This window comes from Rhizobium binae, from assembly GCF_017357225.1.
In the GTDB taxonomy this organism is placed as follows: domain Bacteria; phylum Pseudomonadota; class Alphaproteobacteria; order Rhizobiales; family Rhizobiaceae; genus Rhizobium; species Rhizobium binae.
This window is the reverse complement of record NZ_CP071604.1, coordinates 4,224,757-4,245,845: the sequence shown is the minus strand read 5'-3', so window position 1 is coordinate 4,245,845 and position 21,089 is coordinate 4,224,757. Positions and strand designations below refer to the sequence as shown.

Sequence of the window (21,089 nt, the reverse complement as noted above, 5' to 3'; positions counted from 1 at the left end):
GCAATACGATGATTTCTGCGGTGGAATTTCAAGGGGTCAGCAAGCGCTTCGGCGAAACCGTCGCCCTCGGCAATATCTCCTTCTCGGTGAACCCAGGTGAAACAATCGCACTGCTCGGACCGAGCGGCTGCGGCAAGACCACCGTTCTCCGGCTTATTGCTGGATTCGAGCGGCCCGACAAAGGCTCGATCTTGATCGACGGCATGCCGATGGCGGGATTGAAACCCTATGAGCGCAATGTCGGGCTGCTGTTCCAGCACTATGCTCTTTTCCCGCATATGACCGTCGAGCAGAATATCGGCTACGGCCTTCGCCATCGCAACCATCCGCCGGGGCAAATACCTCGGCGCATTGCCGAGATGCTTGAGCTCGTCCGGCTCGTCGGCTTCGGACAGCGGCGGCCGCACCAGTTGAGCGGCGGCCAGCAGCAGCGTGTTGCGCTTGCGCGGGCGCTCGCCACCCATCCGAGCCTCGTCCTTCTGGACGAGCCGCTGTCGGCCCTCGACGCCAAACTTCGGCATGAGCTGCGCACCGAATTGAAGGATGTGCTTGCCGCGGTCGGCTCCACCGCAATCGTGGTAACCCACGACCAGGAGGAGGCGATGAGCCTGGGAGAACGCATATTCGTGATGAATCGCGGAGCGATCATGCAATCGGGCAGACCGGATGATGTCTATTGGCGTCCAGACTCGCGTTTCGTCGCCGATTTCATGGGACGGACGAATTGGATTCACGGCTCGATTTCGGCAGCGGGCGAAAGCTACCGCAAATTTCGCTCCGAATCCGGCTGGGAATTTCCGGTCGTGACCACGGGAAGCCTGTCAGGTGCCGCCGAGATTTGTGTCAGGCCGGAAAGCGTCGAGATATCGTCGGATGCTCGGAGTGCCGGGGCCGTGCTCGGTCGTGTTGCCGACGTTGTGACACTCGGTGCCTTCAGGCATGTCGTCCTCGACCTGGTCAGTGGCGACCGTATAATCTCGGCTTGCCCGAACCGTCCGGACATAGCCTTCACCCGCGGGCAGGAGGTCGGCGTTTCCATTCCCCCCGAAGCCTGCGTTCTCTTCGCGCGGTAAGGGCATTGACGGGACGCAGCTTGCGCTGCGCCTCGGGCTAGGGATCGCCAGTTGCCGGAAGAACATGGTTCGTCCAATATCCGCTTATAGGCAGAGAGGCATCGGCCCTCGATCGCCACAAAGTATGGAATGCGGCTGCTGATGCTTGATCTTGATTCCTATCTGCTTCGTGCATTTCTGACCGTCGCGGGGATCGGCACCGTCAATGGGGCCGCCGTCAAGCTCAACAGAACGCAGGCGGCCGTGAGCATGCAGATCCGCAAGCTGGAGGAGCTTGTCGGCGTTGCGCTGTTTTCACGTTCGTCAAAAGGCCTCGAGCTCACGAGCCATGGGCAGATCATGCTGGCTTATGCCCGCGAAATGGTCGCCCTCAGCGACGAAGTCGAGAAGAGATTGACAGGCAAGATGATCGAGGACCGCATTCGCCTCGGCGTCGTCGAGGACTTCGCTGCCGGCCACCTGATCGACATTCTGAGTGATTTCAGAGCCCAGAACCCGAAGGTCGATATCGACATCATCGTCGAACCCAATCGCCGCCTCGCCCATCTGTTTGAAGACAGGAAGCTGGATCTCGTGGTTTGCGACATCACCTGCCTCTCGCGAAAACCGACCTTGATCTGGACCGAATATTTGATGTGGACGGTCAGATCCGACTTTGTGGTGGATGCGGAAAAGCCGCTGCCCATCATTATGTTCGAGGAGGAGTGTCCCTGGACGCTCCCGACGATTGCGGCTCTGTCGCAGCGGAACGTCAAGTGGAAGACGGCCTGCGTAGCATCGACGCTGGTGGCCATGGCGACTGCGGTTCGAGTCGGTATCGGTATTGCACCGATGATGCTCACAACGAAACCCGAGGGCTGCCGGACACTCGACAGATCGACGGACCTGCCCGGTCCGGTGCGCATCGAGATCGGTCTGTATGCTCAGTCCGAGACGGCCGAAGGCGCGCGGTATCTTGTGGACTTCATTTCGCGGCATACGGCCATATTGTCGAGCTAACGCATGTCGCAAAAGGTGCGCGGTGGTTTTGCGACCAACGACATGCGTAAAAAGCACCTAAAGACGTCGTATGAATCAAGTTTGGTGTGACGGGCGTCATGCGCGTTCAACTTCCATTATATCGGCTCAATTTAATTCGCTCTACCGGGATGGCGAGCGAAGCTCCATAGTGGTCCGATGAAGGGGCGACGGCCCGATCTCAAGCATTCATGGAAGTCTGCGAATACGATGACGGGGCAAGCCAAAGTTGATGACACTCTCCTTGCAGATGCCGCCTATCTGCCCGGCCAGATCGCAAATCTGACGCGGGGAGCGAGCGTGACAGCGCAAACCAACGAAATACTGGAGCGCATCGATGAGATGCTGCTGCGCGAAGGTACCGACAAGTCGGAGATCATACTCGCCAATATCTGGCTCAGGGATCTTGCCTCATTCGAGGAAATGAACAGAGCATGGGATGCCTGGATGCCGGATGGCGGAACGCCGCGGCGGGCGACGTTCGAGGACAAGAATCTCCCGCCGATGTGCGCCGTCCGTATCGACATAGCCGCGTCGCGAAAAAGCGGGGGCCGGCAAATTTGAGCCGCCTGCTTTCGGCAAATATTCTAAAGCGCGTCGCGATCTTTCAGATTCGCTCTTCGCGCTTTAGGTCTTTGTTTCCGCATGTCATTGCCGCAAAACCGCTGCACACTTTTGCGCGACATGCTAGGGCCGGATGACGCAGACATTGGCCTCATAGGCGCAAGGGTCGTCCTGGATGGCGACGTCGATGACCTTCGCCTTCGGGGCCTGCGGCTCGGGCCGTGCCGCAGGACCATATCCATAGCCGTTGCCGCCGACATAAGTTCCGCCGTCGACCTGATAGGCATAGGAAGAGCCGGAATAGGTGCCGCCGCTGTCGCCACCCGGTGCCTGGGGTGCGATGATGACCAGAGGGCCGCGGGCGATGCGATTTGTCACCGGGGATGAAAACCGCTTCAGGAACGGCATCCGGTCCCTGACGTATCGGGGGCCGAAAGCACGGGGGATGCCGCGAGTGCGCCAGCCCGCACGTTCGCCAAGAAACAATCCGTTGTGGAAATTGTGGCGATGGCCGAAAAAGCGCTCACCGTGGCGGCGTTCGCCGGCGGTGGCGGGAAATGCGACGAGCGCGGACAGGGCAAGCAGGGTGACGACGGACAGACTGCGAAACATGGGCGCCGGCCTCCGAAATTCCAATCGTTAACAAATCGTTAACGCCAGATTGCGCCAAAAGCCGTGGCTTGTCCATGTGCAGGGGAGGAACGCGATAAATATTGAGCGAAAAAGGCGAGTTTTGTGAGAGGGGCTCAAATTTCCGTCGAGGGGTAGAACCCCTCCAATCGATTGTTTTTTACCCGATTGCCGGCAAAATCGCGTCGCGTCTCGCTCGGGAAAGCCGCTTCGCATTTCCTGGATTTGTCCACGCCGGCAAACTTCCCGGTAACCCGAATCGATTAAATTAAAAGCTCACAGCGATTGTGCTTGTCGTCGGGCTTTCCGGTGAGTAAACGTCGCAATTGATGCAACGCACACAGAGAATTTTGTCATTCGTGTGGTTGACTGAGCATGCTCCGAAATCCGGGAGCGCAGAGAAGCCGCCGCGAGGTTCTGATGGCGAACGTGACAAATAACCGGCCCCTGTCGCCGCATTTGCAAGTCTACAAACTTATTCCCACCATGGTCATGTCCATCGTCCACCGCATTACCGGCGGTGCGCTCTATGTCGGCACGTTGCTCGTCGCCTGGTGGCTGATCGCGGCGGCAAGCGGCCAAGCGTCGTATGATTGGGCCAATTGGGTGCTCGGCAGCCTTCTCGGCAAGCTGGTGCTGCTCGGCTACACCTGGGCGCTGCTGCACCACATGCTCGGCGGTTTGCGCCATCTCATGTGGGATCTCGGGTACGGCTTCGAGAAGGAAGTCTCGACCAAACTCGCCATCGCGAACATCATCGGGTCGCTCTGTCTGACCGTGCTGGTCTGGGTGATCGGCTTCCTCATTCGCTTCTGAAGGTCCCCTCATGGATATGCGCACCCCCCTCGGCAAGGTTCGCGGGCTCGGCTCTGCCAAGGAAGGCACGAGCCATTTCTGGCGTCAGCGGCTGACCGCCGTCGCCAACATTCCGTTGATCCTCTTCTTCGTCATCTTCATGATCGCCTATGCGGGCGCGCCCTATGCGGATGTGGTTCGAGCGCTGTCGAACCCGTTCGTCGCCGTCGTCATGGGCTTGATGGTGATCTCGGGCGTCATCCATATGAAGCTCGGCATGCAGGTCATCATCGAGGATTACGTGCATGGCGAGTTCGGCAAGATCGCTCTCTTGATGCTGAACACGTTCTTCGTGATCGTCATCGCCGGCCTCTGTCTCTTCGCCATTCTGAAAATCGCATTCGTAGGATAAGCTCGCTATGGCACCGACTTCACCCGCCCAGAATGGCAAGGCCTACCAATATGTCGACCACGCCTATGACGTGATCGTCGTCGGCGCCGGCGGCGCCGGGCTGCGCGCGACGCTCGGCATGGCCGAGCAGGGGTTTCGCACGGCCTGCATCACCAAGGTTTTCCCGACCCGTTCGCACACGGTCGCGGCGCAGGGCGGCATAGCCGCCTCGCTACGCAACATGACGCCGGACAGCTGGCAGTGGCACCTTTACGACACGGTCAAGGGTTCCGACTGGCTCGGCGACGTCGACGCCATGCAGTATCTGACCATGGAAGCGCCGAAGGCGGTCTATGAGCTCGAACATTACGGCGTGCCGTTCTCGCGCAACGAGGAAGGCAAGATCTACCAACGGCCGTTCGGTGGCCACATGCAGAATTACGGCGAAGGCCCGCCGGTGCAGCGCACCTGCGCCGTCGCCGACCGCACCGGCCACGCCATCCTGCACACGCTCTACGGCCAGTCGCTGCGCCACAACGCCGAATTCTTCATCGAATATTTCGCGCTCGACCTGATCATGTCGGAGGACGGCAGCCGCTGCATCGGCGTCGTCGCCTGGTGCCTCGATGACGGCACGATCCATCGCTTCGCCGCCAAGATGGTGGTGCTAGCGACCGGCGGCTATGGCCGCGCCTATTTCTCGGCGACCTCGGCCCATACCTGCACCGGCGACGGCGGCGGCATGGTGGCTCGTGCCGGCCTGCCGCTGCAGGACATGGAGTTCGTCCAGTTCCACCCGACCGGCATCTACGGCTCGGGCTGTCTGATCACCGAAGGCGCGCGCGGCGAAGGCGGTTATCTCGTCAATTCCGAAGGCGAGCGCTTCATGGAGCGTTACGCGCCGTCGGCCAAGGACCTTGCCTCGCGCGACGTGGTATCGCGCTGCATGACGCTGGAGATCCGCGAAGGCCGCGGCGTCGGCAAGAACAAGGATCACATCTTCCTGCATCTCGACCATCTCGATCCGGCCGTGCTGCATGAACGCCTGCCGGGGATTTCCGAGAGCGCCAAGATCTTCGCCGGCGTCGACGTCACCCGCGAGCCAATCCCGGTTCTGCCGACCGTTCACTACAATATGGGCGGCATTCCCACGAATTATTGGGGCGAAGTGCTGAACGCCGACAGTGCCAATCCGGAGCGGATCATCCCCGGCCTGATGGCTGTCGGCGAGGCCGGCTGCGCCTCGGTGCACGGCGCCAACCGTCTCGGCTCCAACTCGCTGATCGACCTCGTGGTCTTCGGCCGCGCCGCGGCGATCCGCGCCGGCGAGGTGATCGACCGCGCAGCGCCGATCCCGCATCTCAACGTCGCGGCCTGCGACAAGATCATGGATCGCTTCGACGGTCTGCGCCACGCCAGCGGCGGCACGCCGACGGCGGTGCTGCGCGAGAAGATGCAGCGCGCCATGCAGGAAGACGCCGCCGTCTTCCGCACGCAGGAATCGCTCGAATCCGGCTGCCGGCGGATCTCGGCGATCTGGCAGGAAATGCGCGACATCAAGGTCACCGACCGGTCGATGGTCTGGAACTCGGATCTGGTGGAAACGCTGGAGCTGCAGAACCTGATGGCCAACGCCATCACAACGATCTACGGCGCCGAAGCCCGCAAGGAGAGCCGCGGCTCGCATGCTCGCGAGGATTATACCGAGGGCGCATTCGCCGGCCGCGACGATGTCAACTGGCGCAAGCATACGCTTGCCTGGGTGAACGAGGCAGGCGACGTCAAGCTCGATTACCGGCCGGTTCACACCGACCTGATCGCGGAAGGCATCGATCCGCACAAGATCGAGCCAAAAGCTCGCGTATACTGATTTCAAGAGGAACCTGGTATGGTTGAACTCGCTCTCCCCAAGAATTCTCAGATGCGCGAAGGCAAGGTCTGGCCCAAGCCGGCGGGTGCGACGAACACCCGCGAGTTCCGTGTCTACCGCTGGAGCCCGGATGACGGCCAGAACCCGTCGATCGACACGTTTTACATCGATGTCGACGACTGTGGCCCGATGGTGCTCGACGGCCTGCTCTACATCAAGAACAAGATCGACCCGACGCTGACGCTGCGCCGGTCCTGTCGCGAAGGCATCTGCGGCTCGTGCGCGATGAATATCGACGGCACGAACACGCTTGCTTGCACCAAGGGTCTCGACGACATCAAGGGCGCGGTAAAGATCTATCCGCTGCCGCATCTGCCGGTCGTCAAGGATCTGGTGCCCGACCTCACCAACTTCTATGCCCAGCATCGTTCGATCGAGCCGTGGCTGAAGACGGTGTCGCCGGCGCCCGCCAAGGAATGGAAGCAGAGCCACGAGGACCGGCAGAAGCTCGACGGTCTTTACGAATGTATCCTCTGTGCCTGCTGCTCGACCTCCTGTCCGAGCTACTGGTGGAACGGCGACCGTTATCTCGGCCCGGCCGTGCTGCTGCAAGCCTATCGCTGGCTGATCGATTCGAGAGATGAGGCGACCGGTGAACGCCTCGACAATCTCGAGGATCCGTTCCGCCTCTATCGCTGCCACACGATCATGAACTGCGCGCAGACCTGCCCCAAGGGCCTCAACCCGGCCAAGGCAATCGCCGAAATCAAGAAGATGATGGTCGAGCGCCGGGTTTGATCGGTGGATGCCGATGGCGGGATAGACGGTTTCGATCCGGAAGCCGTCAGAGAGATCAGGTCGCGGCTCGCCTCGGTGCAGGGCATTCGTATCGGTTTTGCGATCGAGAGCGGCAGTCGCGCCTGGGATTTCCGTCTCCCGACAGCGATTGTGACTGCCGTTTCGTCTATATCCGGCCCGTGGAGCATCATCTGGCGCTTGCTACGGCACGCGATGTCACCGAGTTTCCGATCGTTGGCGACATCGATACCGGTGGCTGGGATCTGCGAAAGGCGCTGCTGCTTGCCCTGAAGGGAAACGCGGTGGTGGTCGAATGGCTGAAATCGCCGATCGCTTATGAAGAGGAGGCGGGTTTTCGCTCGCGCCTCGGCGCGCTGCTTGATCTCATCATGGTGCCGGAAAAGGTCGCTGCCCATTATATCGGGCTCATGCGGCAGCATTTTAAGAGCGACAGTGAGGGGGCGATCAAGCTGAAGAAGCTGCTTTATGCCGTGCGCCCCCGGCCATTGCGCTCGAATGGATGCGGCAGCGTTCGTTTCGCGCGCTGCCGCCGATGAATATGCTGGAGTGCCTCGAGGCGACCTCCATTGCTCCCGACCTTCGAGCGGCGATACTCGATCTCGTACAGGTCAAGAAGCAGACCCGCGAAATGGGAGAAGCGCCGCCGCCGATGCTGGTTCAATCTTTTCTCCGGGACGCATTCCAACGTTATTCGGAGCTATCGCGGGAGTTCAGGAGGGATGCCGACGGAGATCAACGCGCGCAACACCTTGCTGACAAATTCTATGTGCAGGAAGTTTTGCAGCGGGACAGTTGAACTGTATCGTTTTTCGGTTAGGTGTTGTCACCCGGCAATTTATGCAGTCCGACTTGATTAACCAAAGCGAATTACGGTAATCGAACTTGTCTCACGCCCGTTTCTCTGCGGCGACAGCCGAATTCAGGAGTATGATGATGCAGTTGCGATATGCGATGACAGGTTTGGTAGTGACTCTCGCCCTAGCCGGTTGTCAGCGTACGGCATATGATTACAGCTCCAACTCTCCCAGTGCCGCGCCGGCGCCGCTGACGGCGCAGCCGGTTCCCTCCGTGCAGGGCGGACAGCTTCCGCCGCCGACCGGCAGCTCGCAGTTCCCGGCCGCGCCGGCGTCGGCATCGCCGATGCCGGGTGGCCAGCCGGCGGTCGCGGCGAATGCGCTCGACGTCACGAAGGAATCGATGGTCGGAAGCTGGCGCGTCAACGGCAGCTGCGACATGTTCCTGACGCTCACCAACCTCGGCAGCGGTTCGCGTGGCGGCACACGCGGCTGCGTCGGCGAGTTGACGGCGATGGGTTCCTGGGAGGTCGCCGGCAAGCAGGTGTTGCTCAAGGACCGCTCGGGCAACGCGATCGGCAGCGTCTACAAGACGGCCGACAATCGCTTCCAGGGCCAGACGAATACAGGTCAGCCGATCAGCCTCAGCCGGTAAAGGAACCGGCGCGGTAAACGATCCGGCGGCGCCCCGCCGATGACTGACAGGTGGACATGCCCTTATGCAGCCAATGCCAGATTATGCGCTCAGCGTCTGCGAACAGCTTAAATCGCTGACGCTTTCTGGTGCGCTGCAGGTCGATTCCGCCCAGTTGGATGTAGCCAAAAGCCTGGATCGGGTGCTCGCGGGTTTGAAGCAGCAGCGGCCGGCGGCGAAATCGAGCGCGCTCGGCTGGCTGTTCGCCTCGAAGAAGAAAGCCGTGGGCGGCATCAAGGGGCTCTATATCCACGGCAGCGTCGGGCGCGGCAAGACCATGCTGATGGACATGTTCTTCTCGATGGCGCCGTGCGGGAGGAAGCGGCGCGCGCATTTCCATGAATTCATGGCGGATGTGCACAACCGCATCGCCGCGCACCGGCTGAAGCTCAAGAATGGAGAGACGAAGCAGGCCGATCCGATGCCGCCGGTCGCCGCAGCCCTTTACGAGGAAGCAGAACTGCTCTGCTTCGATGAATTCACCGTCACCGACATTGCCGACGCGATGATCCTGTCGCGGCTGTTCTCCGAACTCTTCGCGCGTGGATGCGTGCTGGTCGCGACGTCGAATGTCGAGCCGGATAATCTCTACAGGGATGGTCTCAACCGCGGCTTGTTCCTGCCCTTCCTTGCCCTGCTCAAGCAGCATGTCGATGTCGTCACTCTGGATTCGCCGACCGATTACCGGATGGAGAAGCTGAACAGCCAGCCGGTCTATCTGGTGCCGATCAGCGAACATAACGACATGGCGATGGAGGCGTCCTGGACGCAGGCGCTGCATGGGCGCAAAGCGCAGCCGCTCGACATTCCGATGAAGGGGCGCGCCATCCATGTGCCTCTCGCCGCCGACCGCATGGCGCGGTTCTCTTTCGCCGATCTTTGCGACAAGCCGCTCGGCGCTGCCGATTTCCTGGCCATCGCCGAACGCTTCGATATCGTCTTCGTCGATCACGTTCCGATGCTCGGACCAGAAAAACGGAACCAGATCAAGCGCCTCATCATTATGGTCGACACGTTCTACGATCATGCCGTTCGCCTCTACATTTCCGCGGCGGCAATGCCGGAGGAACTGCTCGTCGGCCGCCGGGGGACCGAAGGCTTCGAATTCGACCGCACGGTGTCACGTCTTTTCGAAATGCGCAGCGCTGAATATCTTGCACTGCATCATGAGAAACGTGCCGCCGAATAACAATTCGGTGACAGAATATCTTACGTTTACGTAAGAATTTTTGTATCTAAACGATTGAAAATGCTGCATCAAAATTAATGGATTGCCATTTTTTGGCTTTGGGTCTATGCGATTGCGTCATTGAGCGGTGCCTAGGCGTCGTTCGACGAATTTGATCGCAAAGGAAACAGCGAAATGGCGCGTAACAAGATCGCACTCATTGGTTCTGGCATGATTGGTGGCACGCTGGCGCATCTCGCCGGCTTGAAGGAACTGGGCGACATCGTTCTCTTCGACATCGCCGACGGCATTCCCCAGGGCAAGGGCCTCGATATCGCACAGTCCTCCCCGGTCGAAGGCTTCGACGCCAACCTGACTGGCGCCAGCGACTATTCCGCCATCGAGGGTGCTGACGTCTGCATCGTCACCGCCGGCGTTCCGCGCAAGCCAGGCATGAGCCGCGACGATCTTCTCGGCATCAACCTCAAGGTCATGGAGCAGGTCGGGGCCGGCATCAAGAAGTACGCGCCGAACGCCTTCGTCATCTGCATCACCAACCCGCTCGACGCCATGGTCTGGGGGCTGCAGAAGTTTTCCGGCCTTCCGGCCAACAAGGTCGTTGGCATGGCCGGCGTTCTCGACTCCTCGCGCTTCCGCCTTTTCCTCGCCAAGGAATTCAATGTCTCCGTCCAGGACGTGACGGCCTTCGTTCTCGGCGGTCACGGCGATACGATGGTGCCGCTCGCCCGCTATTCGACGGTCGGCGGCATTCCGCTCACTGATCTCGTCACCATGGGCTGGGTCACCAAGGAGCGCCTCGAAGAGATCATCCAGCGCACCCGTGACGGCGGCGCCGAAATCGTCGGCCTGCTGAAGACCGGCTCGGCCTATTATGCGCCGGCTGCATCGGCGATCGAAATGGCCGAATCCTATCTCAAGGACAAGAAGCGCGTCCTGCCTTGCGCTGCCCATCTCACCGGCCAGTACGGCGTCAAGGACATGTATGTCGGTGTTCCCACCGTCATCGGCGCCGGCGGCGTCGAGCGCGTCATCGAGATCGACCTCAACAAGAGCGAGAAGGAGGCCTTCGACAAGTCGGTGGCCGCCGTTGCCGGTCTCTGCGAGGCCTGCATCAACATCGCGCCCGCCCTCAAGTAATCGGCGCTGAAGCAATCCAAACAGGGATAGACCCATGAACATTCATGAATATCAGGCCAAGGCTCTACTGAAGGGCTATGGCGCGCCGGTCGCCGAAGGTGTGGCTATTCTCAAGGCCGAAGAGGCCGAGGCTGCCGCCAAGTCGCTTCCCGGCCCGCTTTACGTGGTCAAGAGCCAGATCCATGCGGGCGGCCGCGGCAAGGGTAAGTTCAAGGAACTGTCGCCCGAAGCCAAGGGCGGCGTGCGTCTCGCCAAGTCGATCGAGGACGTCGTAGCCAATGCCAAGGAAATGCTCGGCAACACGCTGGTGACGGCGCAGACCGGCGAGGCCGGCAAGCAGGTCAACCGCCTCTACATTGAGGACGGCGCCGACATCGACCGCGAACTCTATTGCTCGCTGCTGGTCGACCGCTCGGTCGGCAAGGTCGCCTTTGTCGTCTCCACGGAAGGCGGCATGGACATCGAGGCCGTTGCCCACGACACGCCCGAGAAGATCCAAACGATCGCCATCGATCCTGGGGCCGGCGTGACGGCTGTCGACGTCGCCAAGATCTCCTCGGCTCTCAAGCTCGAAGGCGCTGCCGCAGAAGACGCCAAGTCGCTCTTCCCGCTGCTCTACAAGGCCTTCAACGAGAAGGACATGTCGCTTCTCGAAATCAATCCGCTGATCGTCATGAAGAACGGGCACCTGCGCGTTCTCGACGCGAAGATGTCCTTCGACGGCAATGCGCTCTTCCGTCACGACGACGTCCGGGCGCTGCGCGACGAGACCGAAGAGGACGCCAAGGAAATCGAGGCTTCCAAGTGGGACCTCGCCTATGTCGCGCTCGACGGCAACATCGGCTGCATGGTCAACGGCGCCGGCCTTGCCATGGCGACGATGGACATCATCAAGCTCTACGGCAAGGAGCCCGCCAACTTCTGCGACGTCGGCGGCGGCGCCGGCAAGGAGAAGGTTGCTGCGGCCTTCAAGATCATCACCGCCGATCCCAAAGTTGAGGGAATTCTCGTCAACATCTTCGGCGGCATCATGAAGTGCGATGTTATCGCCGAGGGCGTCATTGCCGCGGTCAAGGAAGTCGGCCTCAAGGTTCCGCTCGTCGTGCGCCTTGAAGGCACCAATGTCGAGCTTGGCAAGAAGATCCTGAACGAGTCGGGTCTGGCGATTACGGCGGCGGACGACTTGGACGATGCGGCCAAGAAGATCGTCGCGGCGATCAACGGCTGAGAATAGTCATGGCCTTCCAGTCCACACCATCCGCCGCTCATTTCCGTCTCAGCGCCTTTGCCGGCGCCTGGGAAGGAGAGGAGCACGTGGCGGCGTCGGCGTGGACGAGTGAAGGCAAGGCGAGCGCCGCGCTTTCCGGCGAGGCGCTGTTCGGCGGGTTCTTCCTGGAGCAGCGCTATTGCCAGATGCGCGACGGCGCGGTCTCTTTCGAAGCCCGCAATGTCTTCGGCTTCGATGGTTCGGACCAGACTTACAAGCTCTACCAGTTCGATAGCGCCGGTTTTGCAACGCCTTCGCCGGCTTCCGGCGAATGGAATGGCAATGAGCTCGTGCTGACGAAGACTTCGCCGCGCGGCAGACAGCGCACTGCATTCACGTTTGAAAATGAAGACTGCTACCGGATGGGCGTCAGCTTTTCGCCTGCAGGCAGCGATACTTGGCAGGAGGTGGTCAGCGGCATCTATCGTCGCGCCGCCCCCACGTCTTCCAACCTCTCCTAAACAAAGGCCTCGCATGTCCATTCTCGTCAACAAAGACACCAAGGTTCTCGTTCAGGGCCTAACCGGCAAGACCGGAACCTTCCACACCGAACAGGCGCTTGCCTATTACGGCACGCAGATGGTCGGCGGTATCCACCCGAAGAAGGGTGGCGAAACCTGGACCGGCGCAAAGGGCGAAAGCCTGCCGATCTTCGCAACCGTTGCCGAAGGCAAGGAAAAGACCGGCGCCGACGCGACCGTCATCTACGTTCCGCCGGCGGGTGCGGCCGATGCGATCATCGAGGCGATCGACGCCGAGATCCCGTTCATCACCTGCATCACCGAAGGCATCCCTGTGATGGACATGGTGCGCGTCAAGGCGCGCCTCGACCGCTCCAAGTCGCGCCTGCTCGGCCCCAACTGCCCTGGCATCCTGACGCCGGAAGAATGCAAGATCGGCATCATGCCGGGCTCGATCTTCCGCAAGGGTTCGGTCGGTATCGTCTCCCGTTCGGGCACGCTGACCTATGAAGCCGTGTTCCAGACCTCCAACGAGGGTCTTGGCCAGACGACGGCCGTCGGCATCGGCGGCGACCCGGTCAAGGGCACCGAGTTCATCGACGTCTTGGAAATGTTCCTGGCCGACGAAGCCACCCGGTCGATCATCATGATCGGCGAAATCGGCGGTTCTGCAGAGGAAGACGCTGCGCAGTTCCTCAAGGACGAAGCCAAGAAGGGCCGCAAGAAGCCGATGGCCGGCTTCATTGCCGGCCGTACGGCGCCGAAGGGCCGCACCATGGGCCATGCCGGCGCCGTGGTGTCCGGCGGCAAGGGCGATGCGGAATCGAAGATCGCGGCGATGGAATCGGCAGGCATTCGTGTCTCGCCGTCTCCGGCCCGCCTCGGCAAGACCTTGGTTGAAGTTCTCAAGGGCTAAGCCAGCCATATAGACCGGGCGGAAGAACGGCATCTGCGTTTCCGCCCGGTGCGATAGCACGAGACCAGCAGATGCGCCGCGGACAGGCGGCAATCGGAATGCGGCAATTCATCAAAGTCAGGAGGCGGACGGAAGCGTCCGCGTATCACCATGGCACGGCAAGAAGCCAACGAGCAGTTTCAGATCACCTCGTTTCTGGATGGCGCCAACGCGGCCTATATCGAGCAGCTCTATGCGCGCTACGAAGAGGATCCGGCATCGGTCGACGACCAGTGGCGCGCCTTCTTCAAGGCGCTGGAAGACGATCCTGCTGATGTGAAGAAGGCGGCCAAGGGAGCATCCTGGCGCAAGAAGAACTGGCCGTTGGCCGCCGGTGGCGATCTCGTGTCGGCGCTCGACGGCAATTGGGGCATCGTCGAGAAGGCGATCGAAACCAAGGTGAAGGCGAAGGCCGAAGCCGCCGGTAAGCCCACTGATACCACCGACGTGCTGCAGGCGACCCGCGATTCGGTGCGCGCCATCATGATGATCCGTGCCTATCGCATGCGCGGCCATCTGCATGCCAAGCTCGATCCGCTCGGCATCGCCGCTGCCGTCGACGACTATCATGAGCTGTCGCCGGAAAATTACGGCTTCACCGCCGCCGATTACGATCGCAAGATCTTCATCGATAACGTGCTCGGCCTGGAATACGCGACCATCCGTGAGATGATCGAGATTCTCGAGCGGACTTATTGCTCGACGCTCGGCGTCGAATTCATGCACATCTCCAACCCGGAAGAGAAAGCATGGATTCAGGAGCGCATCGAAGGTCCCGACAAGGGCGTGGCTTTCACGCCTGAGGGCAAGAAGGCGATCCTTTCCAAACTGGTCGAAGCCGAGGGCTACGAACAGTTTCTCGACGTCAAGTTCAAGGGCACCAAGCGCTTCGGACTCGACGGTGGAGAATCGCTGATTCCCGCACTGGAACAGATCCTGAAGCGCGGCGGCCATCTCGGCCTCAAGGAAGCCGTGTTCGGCATGGCCCATCGCGGCCGTCTGAACGTGCTTGCCCAGGTGATGGGCAAGCCGCATCGCGCCATCTTCCACGAGTTCAAGGGCGGTTCGTATGCGCCCGACGAAGTCGAAGGTTCCGGCGACGTGAAGTACCATCTGGGCGCTTCCTCCGACCGCGAATTCGACGGCAACAAGGTGCACGTCTCGCTGACGGCAAATCCGTCGCATCTCGAAATCGTCGACCCTGTCGTCATGGGCAAGGCTCGCGCCAAGCAGGACATGAGCGCTACGGTCTGGGAAGGCGACATCATTCCGCTGTCTGAACGCTCCAAGGTTCTGCCGCTGTTGATCCACGGCGATGCGGCCTTCGCCGGCCAGGGCGTCATTGCCGAAATCCTCGGTCTTTCCGGTCTGCGCGGCCACCGTGTTGCCGGCACCATGCACGTCATCATCAACAACCAGATCGGATTCACCACCAATCCGGCCTTCTCGCGCTCGTCGCCCTATCCGTCCGACGTCGCCAAGATGATCGAAGCGCCGATTCTGCACGTCAACGGCGACGATCCGGAAGCGGTCGTCTACGCAGCCAAGATCGCGACCGAATTCCGCATGAAGTTCCACAAGCCTGTGGTGCTCGACATGTTCTGCTATCGCCGCTACGGCCACAATGAAGGCGACGAGCCGTCCTTCACGCAGCCGAAGATGTACAAGGTCATTCGCGGTCATAAGACCGTGCTGCAGCTCTATGCGGCGCGCCTGGTCGCCGAAGGCCTGGTCACCGAAGGCGAAGTCGAAAAGATGAAGGCCGACTGGCGCGCCCATCTCGAGCAGGAGTTCGAGGCCGGCCAGCACTACAAGCCGAACAAAGCCGACTGGCTGGACGGCGAGTGGTCGGGCCTTCGCACCGCCGACAACGCCGATGAGCAGCGCCGCGGCAAGACCGCCGTGCCGATGAAGACGCTGAAGGAGATCGGCCGCAAGCTGTCGGAGATCCCGGCCGGCTTCAACGCGCATCGCACCATCCAGCGCTTCATGGAAAACCGGGCCAACATGATCGCCACCGGCGAGGGCATCGACTGGGCGATGGCAGAAGCGCTCTCGTTCGGCGCGCTCTGCCTCGAAGGCCACAAGATCCGCCTGTCCGGCCAGGATTGCGAGCGCGGCACCTTCTCGCAGCGCCACTCGGTTCTCTACGATCAGGAGACCGAGGAGCGTTACATTCCGCTCGCCAATCTTTCGCCGACGCAGGCGCGTTACGAAGTCATCAACTCGATGCTTTCGGAAGAGGCCGTGCTCGGCTTCGAATACGGCTACTCGCTTGCCCGCCCGAACGCGTTGACGCTCTGGGAAGCACAGTTCGGCGACTTCGCCAATGGCGCGCAGGTGGTGTTCGATCAGTTCATCTCGTCGGGCGAACGTAAGTGGCTGCGTATGTCGGGCCTCGTCTGCCTGTTGCCGCACGGCTATGAAGGGCAGGGTCCGGAGCACTCCTCGGCTCGCCTGGAGCGTTTTCTTCAGCTCTGCGCGGAAGACAATATGCAGGTTGCCAATGTCACGACGCCGGCGAACTACTTCCACATCCTGCGCCGGCAGCTGAAGCGCGACTTCCGAAAGCCGCTGATCCTGATGACGCCGAAATCGTTGCTGCGCCACAAGCGGGCGGTCTCGACGCTGGCCGAAATGGCCGGCGAATCTGCCTTCCATCGCCTGCTCTGGGACGATGCCGAGGTGATCAAGGACGGCCCGATCAAGCTGCAGAAGGACAACAAGATCCGGCGCGTCGTCATGTGCTCCGGCAAGGTCTATTACGATCTTCTCGAAGAGCGTGAAAAGCGCGGAATCGACGACATCTACCTGCTGCGCGTCGAACAGCTTTATCCGTTCCCGGCAAAGGCACTCATCAACGAGCTGTCGCGCTTCCGCAACGCCGAAATGGTCTGGTGCCAGGAAGAGCCGAAGAACATGGGAGCATGGTCGTTCATTGACCCCTTCCTCGAATGGGTGCTTGCCCATATCGATGCGAAGTATCAGCGCGTCCGCTATACCGGCCGTCCGGCCGCCGCCTCGCCGGCGACCGGCCTGATGTCGAAGCATCTGTCACAGCTCGCCGCATTCCTCGAGGATGCCTTGGGCGGTTAAATCAAAGGGGGGCGCAATGGCTTACTTCTTTCTGAGGCTGCAGCCGCCGCGCCCCACTTTTCCGCATGATGGGACGGCGGACGAAATGGCGGCGATGAAACGCCACGCCGAATACTGGCATCGGCACGCCCTTGCGGGATCGGCAATCGTCGTCGGTCCCGTGTTCGAAGGTGCAGGCGCCTTCGGCATGGCAGTGGTCGAAGTCGAGGATCAGGCGGCGGCGCAGGCTCTTGCCGACGGCGATCCGATCATCGCCTCCGGTTTCGGTTTCCGCTTCGATATCCTGCCGATGCCCTCGCTCATTTTGCGGCCGCCCGCCGTCTGAAACGCTTAAAACGAACACACACGAAATCAGGATCTGAACAATGGCCACAGAAATCCGCGTTCCAACTCTCGGTGAATCCGTCAGCGAGGCAACCGTCGGCACCTGGTTCAAGAAGGTTGGCGACGCCATCAAGGCCGACGAGCCGATTCTCGAGCTTGAAACCGACAAGGTGACCATCGAAGTTCCGGCACCCGTCTCCGGTACGCTTTCGGAAATCGTCGCTGCCGCCGGCGAGACCGTCGGCCTCGGCGCGCTGCTCGGCCAGATCGCCGAAGGTGCCGTCGCTGCCGCTGCGCCGGCTGCTGCTGCACCCGCCGCCGCGCCGGCCCAGCCAGCTCCGGCTGCTCCCGCTCAGCCGGCGCCGGTTGCCGCTGCGGCTGCATCGTCGTCGAGCGCTTCCGTCTCCACCATGCCGCCGGCACCGGCGGCTGCGAAGATGCTGGCCGAAAGCAACCTTTCGGCCGATCAGGTCGACGGCAGCGGCAAGCGCGGCCAGGTGCTGAAGGGCGATGTCATCGCTGCCGTCGCCAAGGGTATTTCTGCTCCGGCAGCCGCCCCGGCGGCAGCGCCCGCCGCTGCGCGCGGCCCTTCGACGGTCGAGGATGCCTCGCGCGAAGAGCGCGTGAAGATGACGCGCCTGCGCCAGACGATCGCCAAGCGTCTCAAGGACGCGCAGAACACCGCCGCCATGCTGACCACCTATAACGAGGTGGACATGAAGGCGGTCATGGACCTGCGCAACAAGTACAAGGACATTTTCGAGAAGAAGCATGGCGTCAAGCTCGGCTTCATGGGCTTCTTCACCAAGGCGGTGACGCATGCGCTGAAGGAACTGCCGGCGGTCAATGCCGAGATCGACGGCACCGACGTCATCTACAAGAACTACTGCCATGTCGGCATGGCCGTCGGTACCGACAAGGGCCTCGTCGTTCCCGTCATCCGCGATGCCGACCAGATGTCGATCGCCGAAATCGAGAAGGAGCTCGGCCGTCTTGCCAAGGCAGCCCGTGACGGCTCGCTCTCCATGGCCGACATGCAGGGCGGCACCTTCACCATCACCAATGGTGGGGTTTACGGCTCGCTGATGTCCTCGCCGATCCTCAACGCACCGCAGTCCGGCATTCTCGGCATGCACAAGATCCAGGAACGGCCGGTTGCAATCGGCGGCCAGGTAGTCATCCGTCCGATGATGTATCTGGCGCTTTCCTACGATCACCGCATCGTCGACGGCAAGGAAGCAGTCACCTTCCTCGTGCGCGTCAAGGAAAGCCTGGAAGATCCGGAACGCCTGGTTCTCGATCTCTAAGGAGCTTTTCGATGCGGAACCGGATGATGCGAGCGGCGCGCCTTCTTCTTTGCGCTGCCGCCGCGCATGTACCGGTTTCCGCGTCGGCGGCCGGTTCGGACGTCAACAAGGCAAGCAGCAACTTCGAACTGGTGGCGCACGGCGACGGCGAACTCTCCCGACGGTCGATCAACGTGATCCCCATGGGCAATGTCGAGCTGACCTCGGGGCGCATCGTCGCTGCCGATCCGCTCGCCCAGCCCGATCGGCCGGCGCTCGCCAGGACGGTTGCACCGGGTGACTATCCGGTGACGCTCTACCAGGCCTTCGGGCGCATCGCCGCCGCCAGCATGCGGTTTGCCGAGGGCACGCCGGATCATTGGGAGCTCGCCGTCCTGCCCGGACAAGATCCGGCAGTACTGAAGGACGACGAGATCTTCGGCTACTCCGTCGATGCCGGCGTCGGCTGCTACATGGATGCGCAGACGTTTGATCGGATCGACGAAGGTCAAGCGCAGGTGCAGGCGCAAAAGCCGGACGCCGACATCAATTATTACGACGACGTGCTGGCCGCGGATCTCGATGCCAACAAGGGCCATTATGCGCTGCACCGGCCGGTTGCCGGCAAGAAGGGGAATGTCGCGGTGTTCTGGAGCGGCTGGGGTGACGGCATCTATCCGGTCGCCTGGGGACTCGACAGGGACGGTCACCCGCTGGTGCTGTTGACGGATTTCGCTGTGATCGAGAATGCCGACGGGCGCAGGGAGCCGAAGCTGCAATGAGCGGTCGGGTCGGTATCACCGCGGGCCGAAAGGGCGTGGCGGCAATCGCAGCCGCTGCGGTTTTCGGCATTCCGGTGACCGTCTTCGGCGCCGACTGCAAGCAGGAACAAGCCGTCTATATCGATCGCGACGGTGCCTATGAATTGCGCTTCGCGCCGCTGAACTCGGCGTCGGCGGCCGCCAGCAACCAGTTCAAGGTCAGGGCGCTCAAGACGGCCGTAGTGATGGAAGGCTATATCATGCCGTCGGAGGATCCGATGCGCGCCATCGGCATCCTGATGTTCAACTGTCCGGAAGGCGATGTGACCGGCGCCGATCTCGATGCCTGCACGGTCTGGCAGGGCGCCGTCTATGGCATGGACGCCAAGGGCGAGATCGACAATCTGCAGCCGGAGGGCGCTGCTGCCGCCGAAAAGCTGGTGCTTCCCGGTCTTGGTCCCGCCATTCGCGAATCCAGCGCCTGGGGTGAGGGCAAGGCCTCGGTGGCGCCTTGGGACGTGCTGACATTCAAGGAGTGTGCGACATGAGCGATACACCTGTTGTTCTCGTCACCGGCGGAAGCCGGGGCATCGGCGCGGCGGTCTGCCGGCTTGCTGCGCGCGGGGGTTGGCGCGTCGCGGTGAATTACGCCACGAGCCATGAAGCGGCGGATGCCGTCGTTGCCGCGATCATCGAAGGCGGCGGCGAGGCTGTGGCAATTAAGGGCGATGTCGGCAAGGCCGCGGATATCGCCGCGATGTTTTCGGCGGTTGATCGTCAGTTCGGGCGGCTCGACGGGCTGGTCAACAATGCCGGCATCGTCGATTATCCGCAACGAGTCGACGAGATGTCGGTCGAGCGGATCGAGCGCATGCTCCGCGTCAATGTGACCGGCTCGATCCTCTGCGCCGCCGAGGCCGTGCGCCGCATGTCGCGCCGATATGGTGGGCAGGGTGGGGCGATCGTCAACGTCTCCTCGATGGCGGCAGTCCTCGGTTCGGCGACGCAGTATGTCGATTATGCGGCATCGAAAGCGGCGATCGACACCTTCACCATCGGGCTTGCGCGCGAAGTCGCCGGGGAAGGGATTCGCGTCAATGCCGTCAGGCCCGGCATCATCGAAACCGATCTCCACGCATCGGGTGGCTTGCCGGACCGGGCGCGCGAAATGGCGCCATCGGTCCCGATGCAGCGGGCCGGCCTGCCGGAGGAGGTGGCGGATGCAATCCTCTATCTCCTTTCACCTTCGGCGTCCTATGTCACCGGATCGATCCTCAATGTGAGCGGCGGCCGTTAGAAAGACAGGGCGGAATCAATATGAGCTACATCTTCGAATTCCTCGGCCTGATGGCCGTCTTCTCGATTTTCATCGTCGTACCGGGCGCAGATTTCGCTGTCATCCTGCGCCAGAGCATCATGCATGGGCGCCGCGCCGCCATCATGACCGGGCTCGGCATGGGCTTCTCGCTGCTCTTTCATATCAGCTACACGATCCTTGGCCTCGGCCTGATCGTCTCCAAGTCGCTGATGCTGTTTGCGATGATCAAATGGGCGGGTGTCGGCTATCTCGTCTATCTCGGCATCAAGTCGTTCCGCGAACCGGGATTCAATGTGCAGGAGATCGACGTCACGGCCGACGAGCGCAAGTCGGCCTCGATGCTGACATGCCTCGGCATGGGGTTCATCACCAATGCGCTGAACCCGAAGCCGGTGCTGTTCTTCCTGTCCTTGTTTTCGACGCTCGTCCACCACGACACGCCAGCGCTGATCCAGTTCTCCTATGGTATCGGCATGGCGACGGCGCTGGTGGCCTGGTTTGCCGGCGTCTCCTATTTCTTCACGGTCAAGACGATCCGTGACCGCTTCATCGCCAGCGGCAAATGGTTCAACCGCATCACCGGAGCGGCACTCGTCGGCTTCGGCTTCCGCCTCGCGCTGTCGCGCGCCGCCGACTAATTGAAAAATC

General features: G+C 61.5%; 23 protein-coding genes. 22 read left to right on the top strand and 1 reads right to left on the bottom strand.

From position 1 onward, the window contains the following. Nucleotides 1-8: 8 nt before the first annotated feature. From J2J99_RS20705 to J2J99_RS20695, 3 genes are all read left to right on the top strand, one after another. Nucleotides 9-1,073 carry an ABC transporter ATP-binding protein gene (locus J2J99_RS20705; protein ID WP_168296580.1) on the top strand — a complete coding sequence of 355 codons (1,065 nt, stop codon included), beginning with the start codon at nt 9-11 and terminating at the stop codon, nt 1,071-1,073. A 129-nt stretch (nt 1,074-1,202) separates the two neighbouring features. Further along, nucleotides 1,203-2,072, top strand: coding sequence for a LysR substrate-binding domain-containing protein (locus J2J99_RS20700; RefSeq protein WP_205918802.1), 870 nt, complete (start codon nt 1,203-1,205; stop codon nt 2,070-2,072). A 228-nt stretch (nt 2,073-2,300) separates the two neighbouring features. Continuing rightward, the gene (locus J2J99_RS20695) at nt 2,301-2,654 is read left to right on the top strand and encodes a RidA family protein (RefSeq protein WP_168296582.1); all 354 of its coding nucleotides are present in this window, start codon (nt 2,301-2,303) and stop codon (nt 2,652-2,654) included. Nucleotides 2,655-2,777: 123 nt separating this feature from the next. Here the strand turns inward: J2J99_RS20695 and J2J99_RS20690 are convergent, their stop codons facing one another. Beyond that, nucleotides 2,778-3,266, bottom strand: a complete 489-nt coding sequence (locus tag J2J99_RS20690) for a hypothetical protein (RefSeq protein WP_168296583.1) — start codon at nt 3,264-3,266, stop codon at nt 2,778-2,780. 438 nt (nt 3,267-3,704) lie between these two features. Here J2J99_RS20690 and sdhC point away from each other — a divergent pair, with 438 nt between their 5' ends. The 19 genes from sdhC (at nt 3,705) to J2J99_RS20595 (ending at nt 21,079) form a co-directional block, all read left to right on the top strand. Continuing rightward, complete coding sequence (gene sdhC, locus J2J99_RS20685; protein ID WP_168296584.1) at nt 3,705-4,100, top strand: succinate dehydrogenase, cytochrome b556 subunit; 396 nt, start codon at nt 3,705-3,707, stop codon at nt 4,098-4,100. A 10-nt stretch (nt 4,101-4,110) separates the two neighbouring features. Continuing rightward, entirely contained in the window at nt 4,111-4,491 is a 381-nt protein-coding gene (gene sdhD, locus J2J99_RS20680) for a succinate dehydrogenase, hydrophobic membrane anchor protein (protein WP_168296585.1), read from the top strand. A 7-nt stretch (nt 4,492-4,498) separates the two neighbouring features. Continuing rightward, complete coding sequence (gene sdhA, locus J2J99_RS20675; protein WP_168296586.1) at nt 4,499-6,340, top strand: succinate dehydrogenase flavoprotein subunit; 1,842 nt, start codon at nt 4,499-4,501, stop codon at nt 6,338-6,340. 18 nt (nt 6,341-6,358) lie between these two features. Next, nucleotides 6,359-7,138, top strand: a complete 780-nt coding sequence (locus J2J99_RS20670) for a succinate dehydrogenase iron-sulfur subunit (RefSeq protein ID WP_088677571.1) — start codon at nt 6,359-6,361, stop codon at nt 7,136-7,138. A gap of 179 nt (nt 7,139-7,317) precedes the next feature. After that, the gene (locus J2J99_RS20665; protein ID WP_246763147.1) at nt 7,318-7,695 is read left to right on the top strand and encodes a DNA polymerase beta superfamily protein; all 378 of its coding nucleotides are present in this window, start codon (nt 7,318-7,320) and stop codon (nt 7,693-7,695) included. Then, the gene (locus J2J99_RS20660) at nt 7,692-7,955 is read left to right on the top strand and encodes a hypothetical protein (protein WP_246763146.1); all 264 of its coding nucleotides are present in this window, start codon (nt 7,692-7,694) and stop codon (nt 7,953-7,955) included. The genes J2J99_RS20665 and J2J99_RS20660 overlap by 4 nt, the downstream gene beginning before the upstream one ends. A gap of 137 nt (nt 7,956-8,092) precedes the next feature. After that, complete coding sequence (locus J2J99_RS20655; RefSeq protein ID WP_168296589.1) at nt 8,093-8,608, top strand: protease inhibitor Inh/omp19 family protein; 516 nt, start codon at nt 8,093-8,095, stop codon at nt 8,606-8,608. Nucleotides 8,609-8,672: 64 nt separating this feature from the next. Then, nucleotides 8,673-9,836 carry a cell division protein ZapE gene (gene zapE / locus J2J99_RS20650; protein WP_168296590.1) on the top strand — a complete coding sequence of 388 codons (1,164 nt, stop codon included), beginning with the start codon at nt 8,673-8,675 and terminating at the stop codon, nt 9,834-9,836. Nucleotides 9,837-10,010: 174 nt separating this feature from the next. Next, complete coding sequence (mdh, locus tag J2J99_RS20645; RefSeq protein ID WP_168296591.1) at nt 10,011-10,973, top strand: malate dehydrogenase; 963 nt, start codon at nt 10,011-10,013, stop codon at nt 10,971-10,973. 34 nt (nt 10,974-11,007) lie between these two features. Next, the gene (gene sucC, locus J2J99_RS20640) at nt 11,008-12,201 is read left to right on the top strand and encodes an ADP-forming succinate--CoA ligase subunit beta (RefSeq protein WP_168296592.1); all 1,194 of its coding nucleotides are present in this window, start codon (nt 11,008-11,010) and stop codon (nt 12,199-12,201) included. A gap of 8 nt (nt 12,202-12,209) precedes the next feature. Beyond that, nucleotides 12,210-12,701 (top strand): DUF1579 family protein, encoded by a 492-nt coding sequence (locus tag J2J99_RS20635; protein WP_168296593.1) that lies wholly within the window; start codon nt 12,210-12,212, stop codon nt 12,699-12,701. A gap of 13 nt (nt 12,702-12,714) precedes the next feature. Next, complete coding sequence (gene sucD / locus J2J99_RS20630) at nt 12,715-13,617, top strand: succinate--CoA ligase subunit alpha (RefSeq protein WP_168296594.1); 903 nt, start codon at nt 12,715-12,717, stop codon at nt 13,615-13,617. A 150-nt stretch (nt 13,618-13,767) separates the two neighbouring features. Beyond that, nucleotides 13,768-16,752, top strand: a complete 2,985-nt coding sequence (locus tag J2J99_RS20625; RefSeq protein WP_168296595.1) for a 2-oxoglutarate dehydrogenase E1 component — start codon at nt 13,768-13,770, stop codon at nt 16,750-16,752. Between the two features lie 16 nt (nt 16,753-16,768). Further along, the gene (locus J2J99_RS20620) at nt 16,769-17,077 is read left to right on the top strand and encodes a YciI family protein (RefSeq protein ID WP_168296596.1); all 309 of its coding nucleotides are present in this window, start codon (nt 16,769-16,771) and stop codon (nt 17,075-17,077) included. Nucleotides 17,078-17,117: 40 nt separating this feature from the next. Beyond that, nucleotides 17,118-18,383 (top strand): 2-oxoglutarate dehydrogenase complex dihydrolipoyllysine-residue succinyltransferase, encoded by a 1,266-nt coding sequence (odhB, locus tag J2J99_RS20615; protein WP_168296597.1) that lies wholly within the window; start codon nt 17,118-17,120, stop codon nt 18,381-18,383. A gap of 11 nt (nt 18,384-18,394) precedes the next feature. Continuing rightward, nucleotides 18,395-19,144, top strand: a complete 750-nt coding sequence (locus tag J2J99_RS20610; protein ID WP_168296598.1) for a DUF4241 domain-containing protein — start codon at nt 18,395-18,397, stop codon at nt 19,142-19,144. Beyond that, nucleotides 19,141-19,671: a hypothetical protein gene (locus tag J2J99_RS20605; protein ID WP_168296599.1), complete on the top strand. Its 531-nt coding sequence runs from the start codon at nt 19,141-19,143 to the stop codon at nt 19,669-19,671. The genes J2J99_RS20610 and J2J99_RS20605 overlap by 4 nt, the downstream gene beginning before the upstream one ends. After that, on the top strand, nt 19,668-20,420 hold the full coding sequence (locus tag J2J99_RS20600) for an SDR family oxidoreductase (protein ID WP_168296600.1): 753 nt from the start codon (nt 19,668-19,670) through the stop codon (nt 20,418-20,420). Before J2J99_RS20605 ends, J2J99_RS20600 begins: the two co-directional genes overlap by 4 nt. A gap of 20 nt (nt 20,421-20,440) precedes the next feature. Next, nucleotides 20,441-21,079, top strand: coding sequence for a LysE family translocator (locus tag J2J99_RS20595; protein WP_168296601.1), 639 nt, complete (start codon nt 20,441-20,443; stop codon nt 21,077-21,079). Nucleotides 21,080-21,089: the final 10 nt, after the last annotated feature.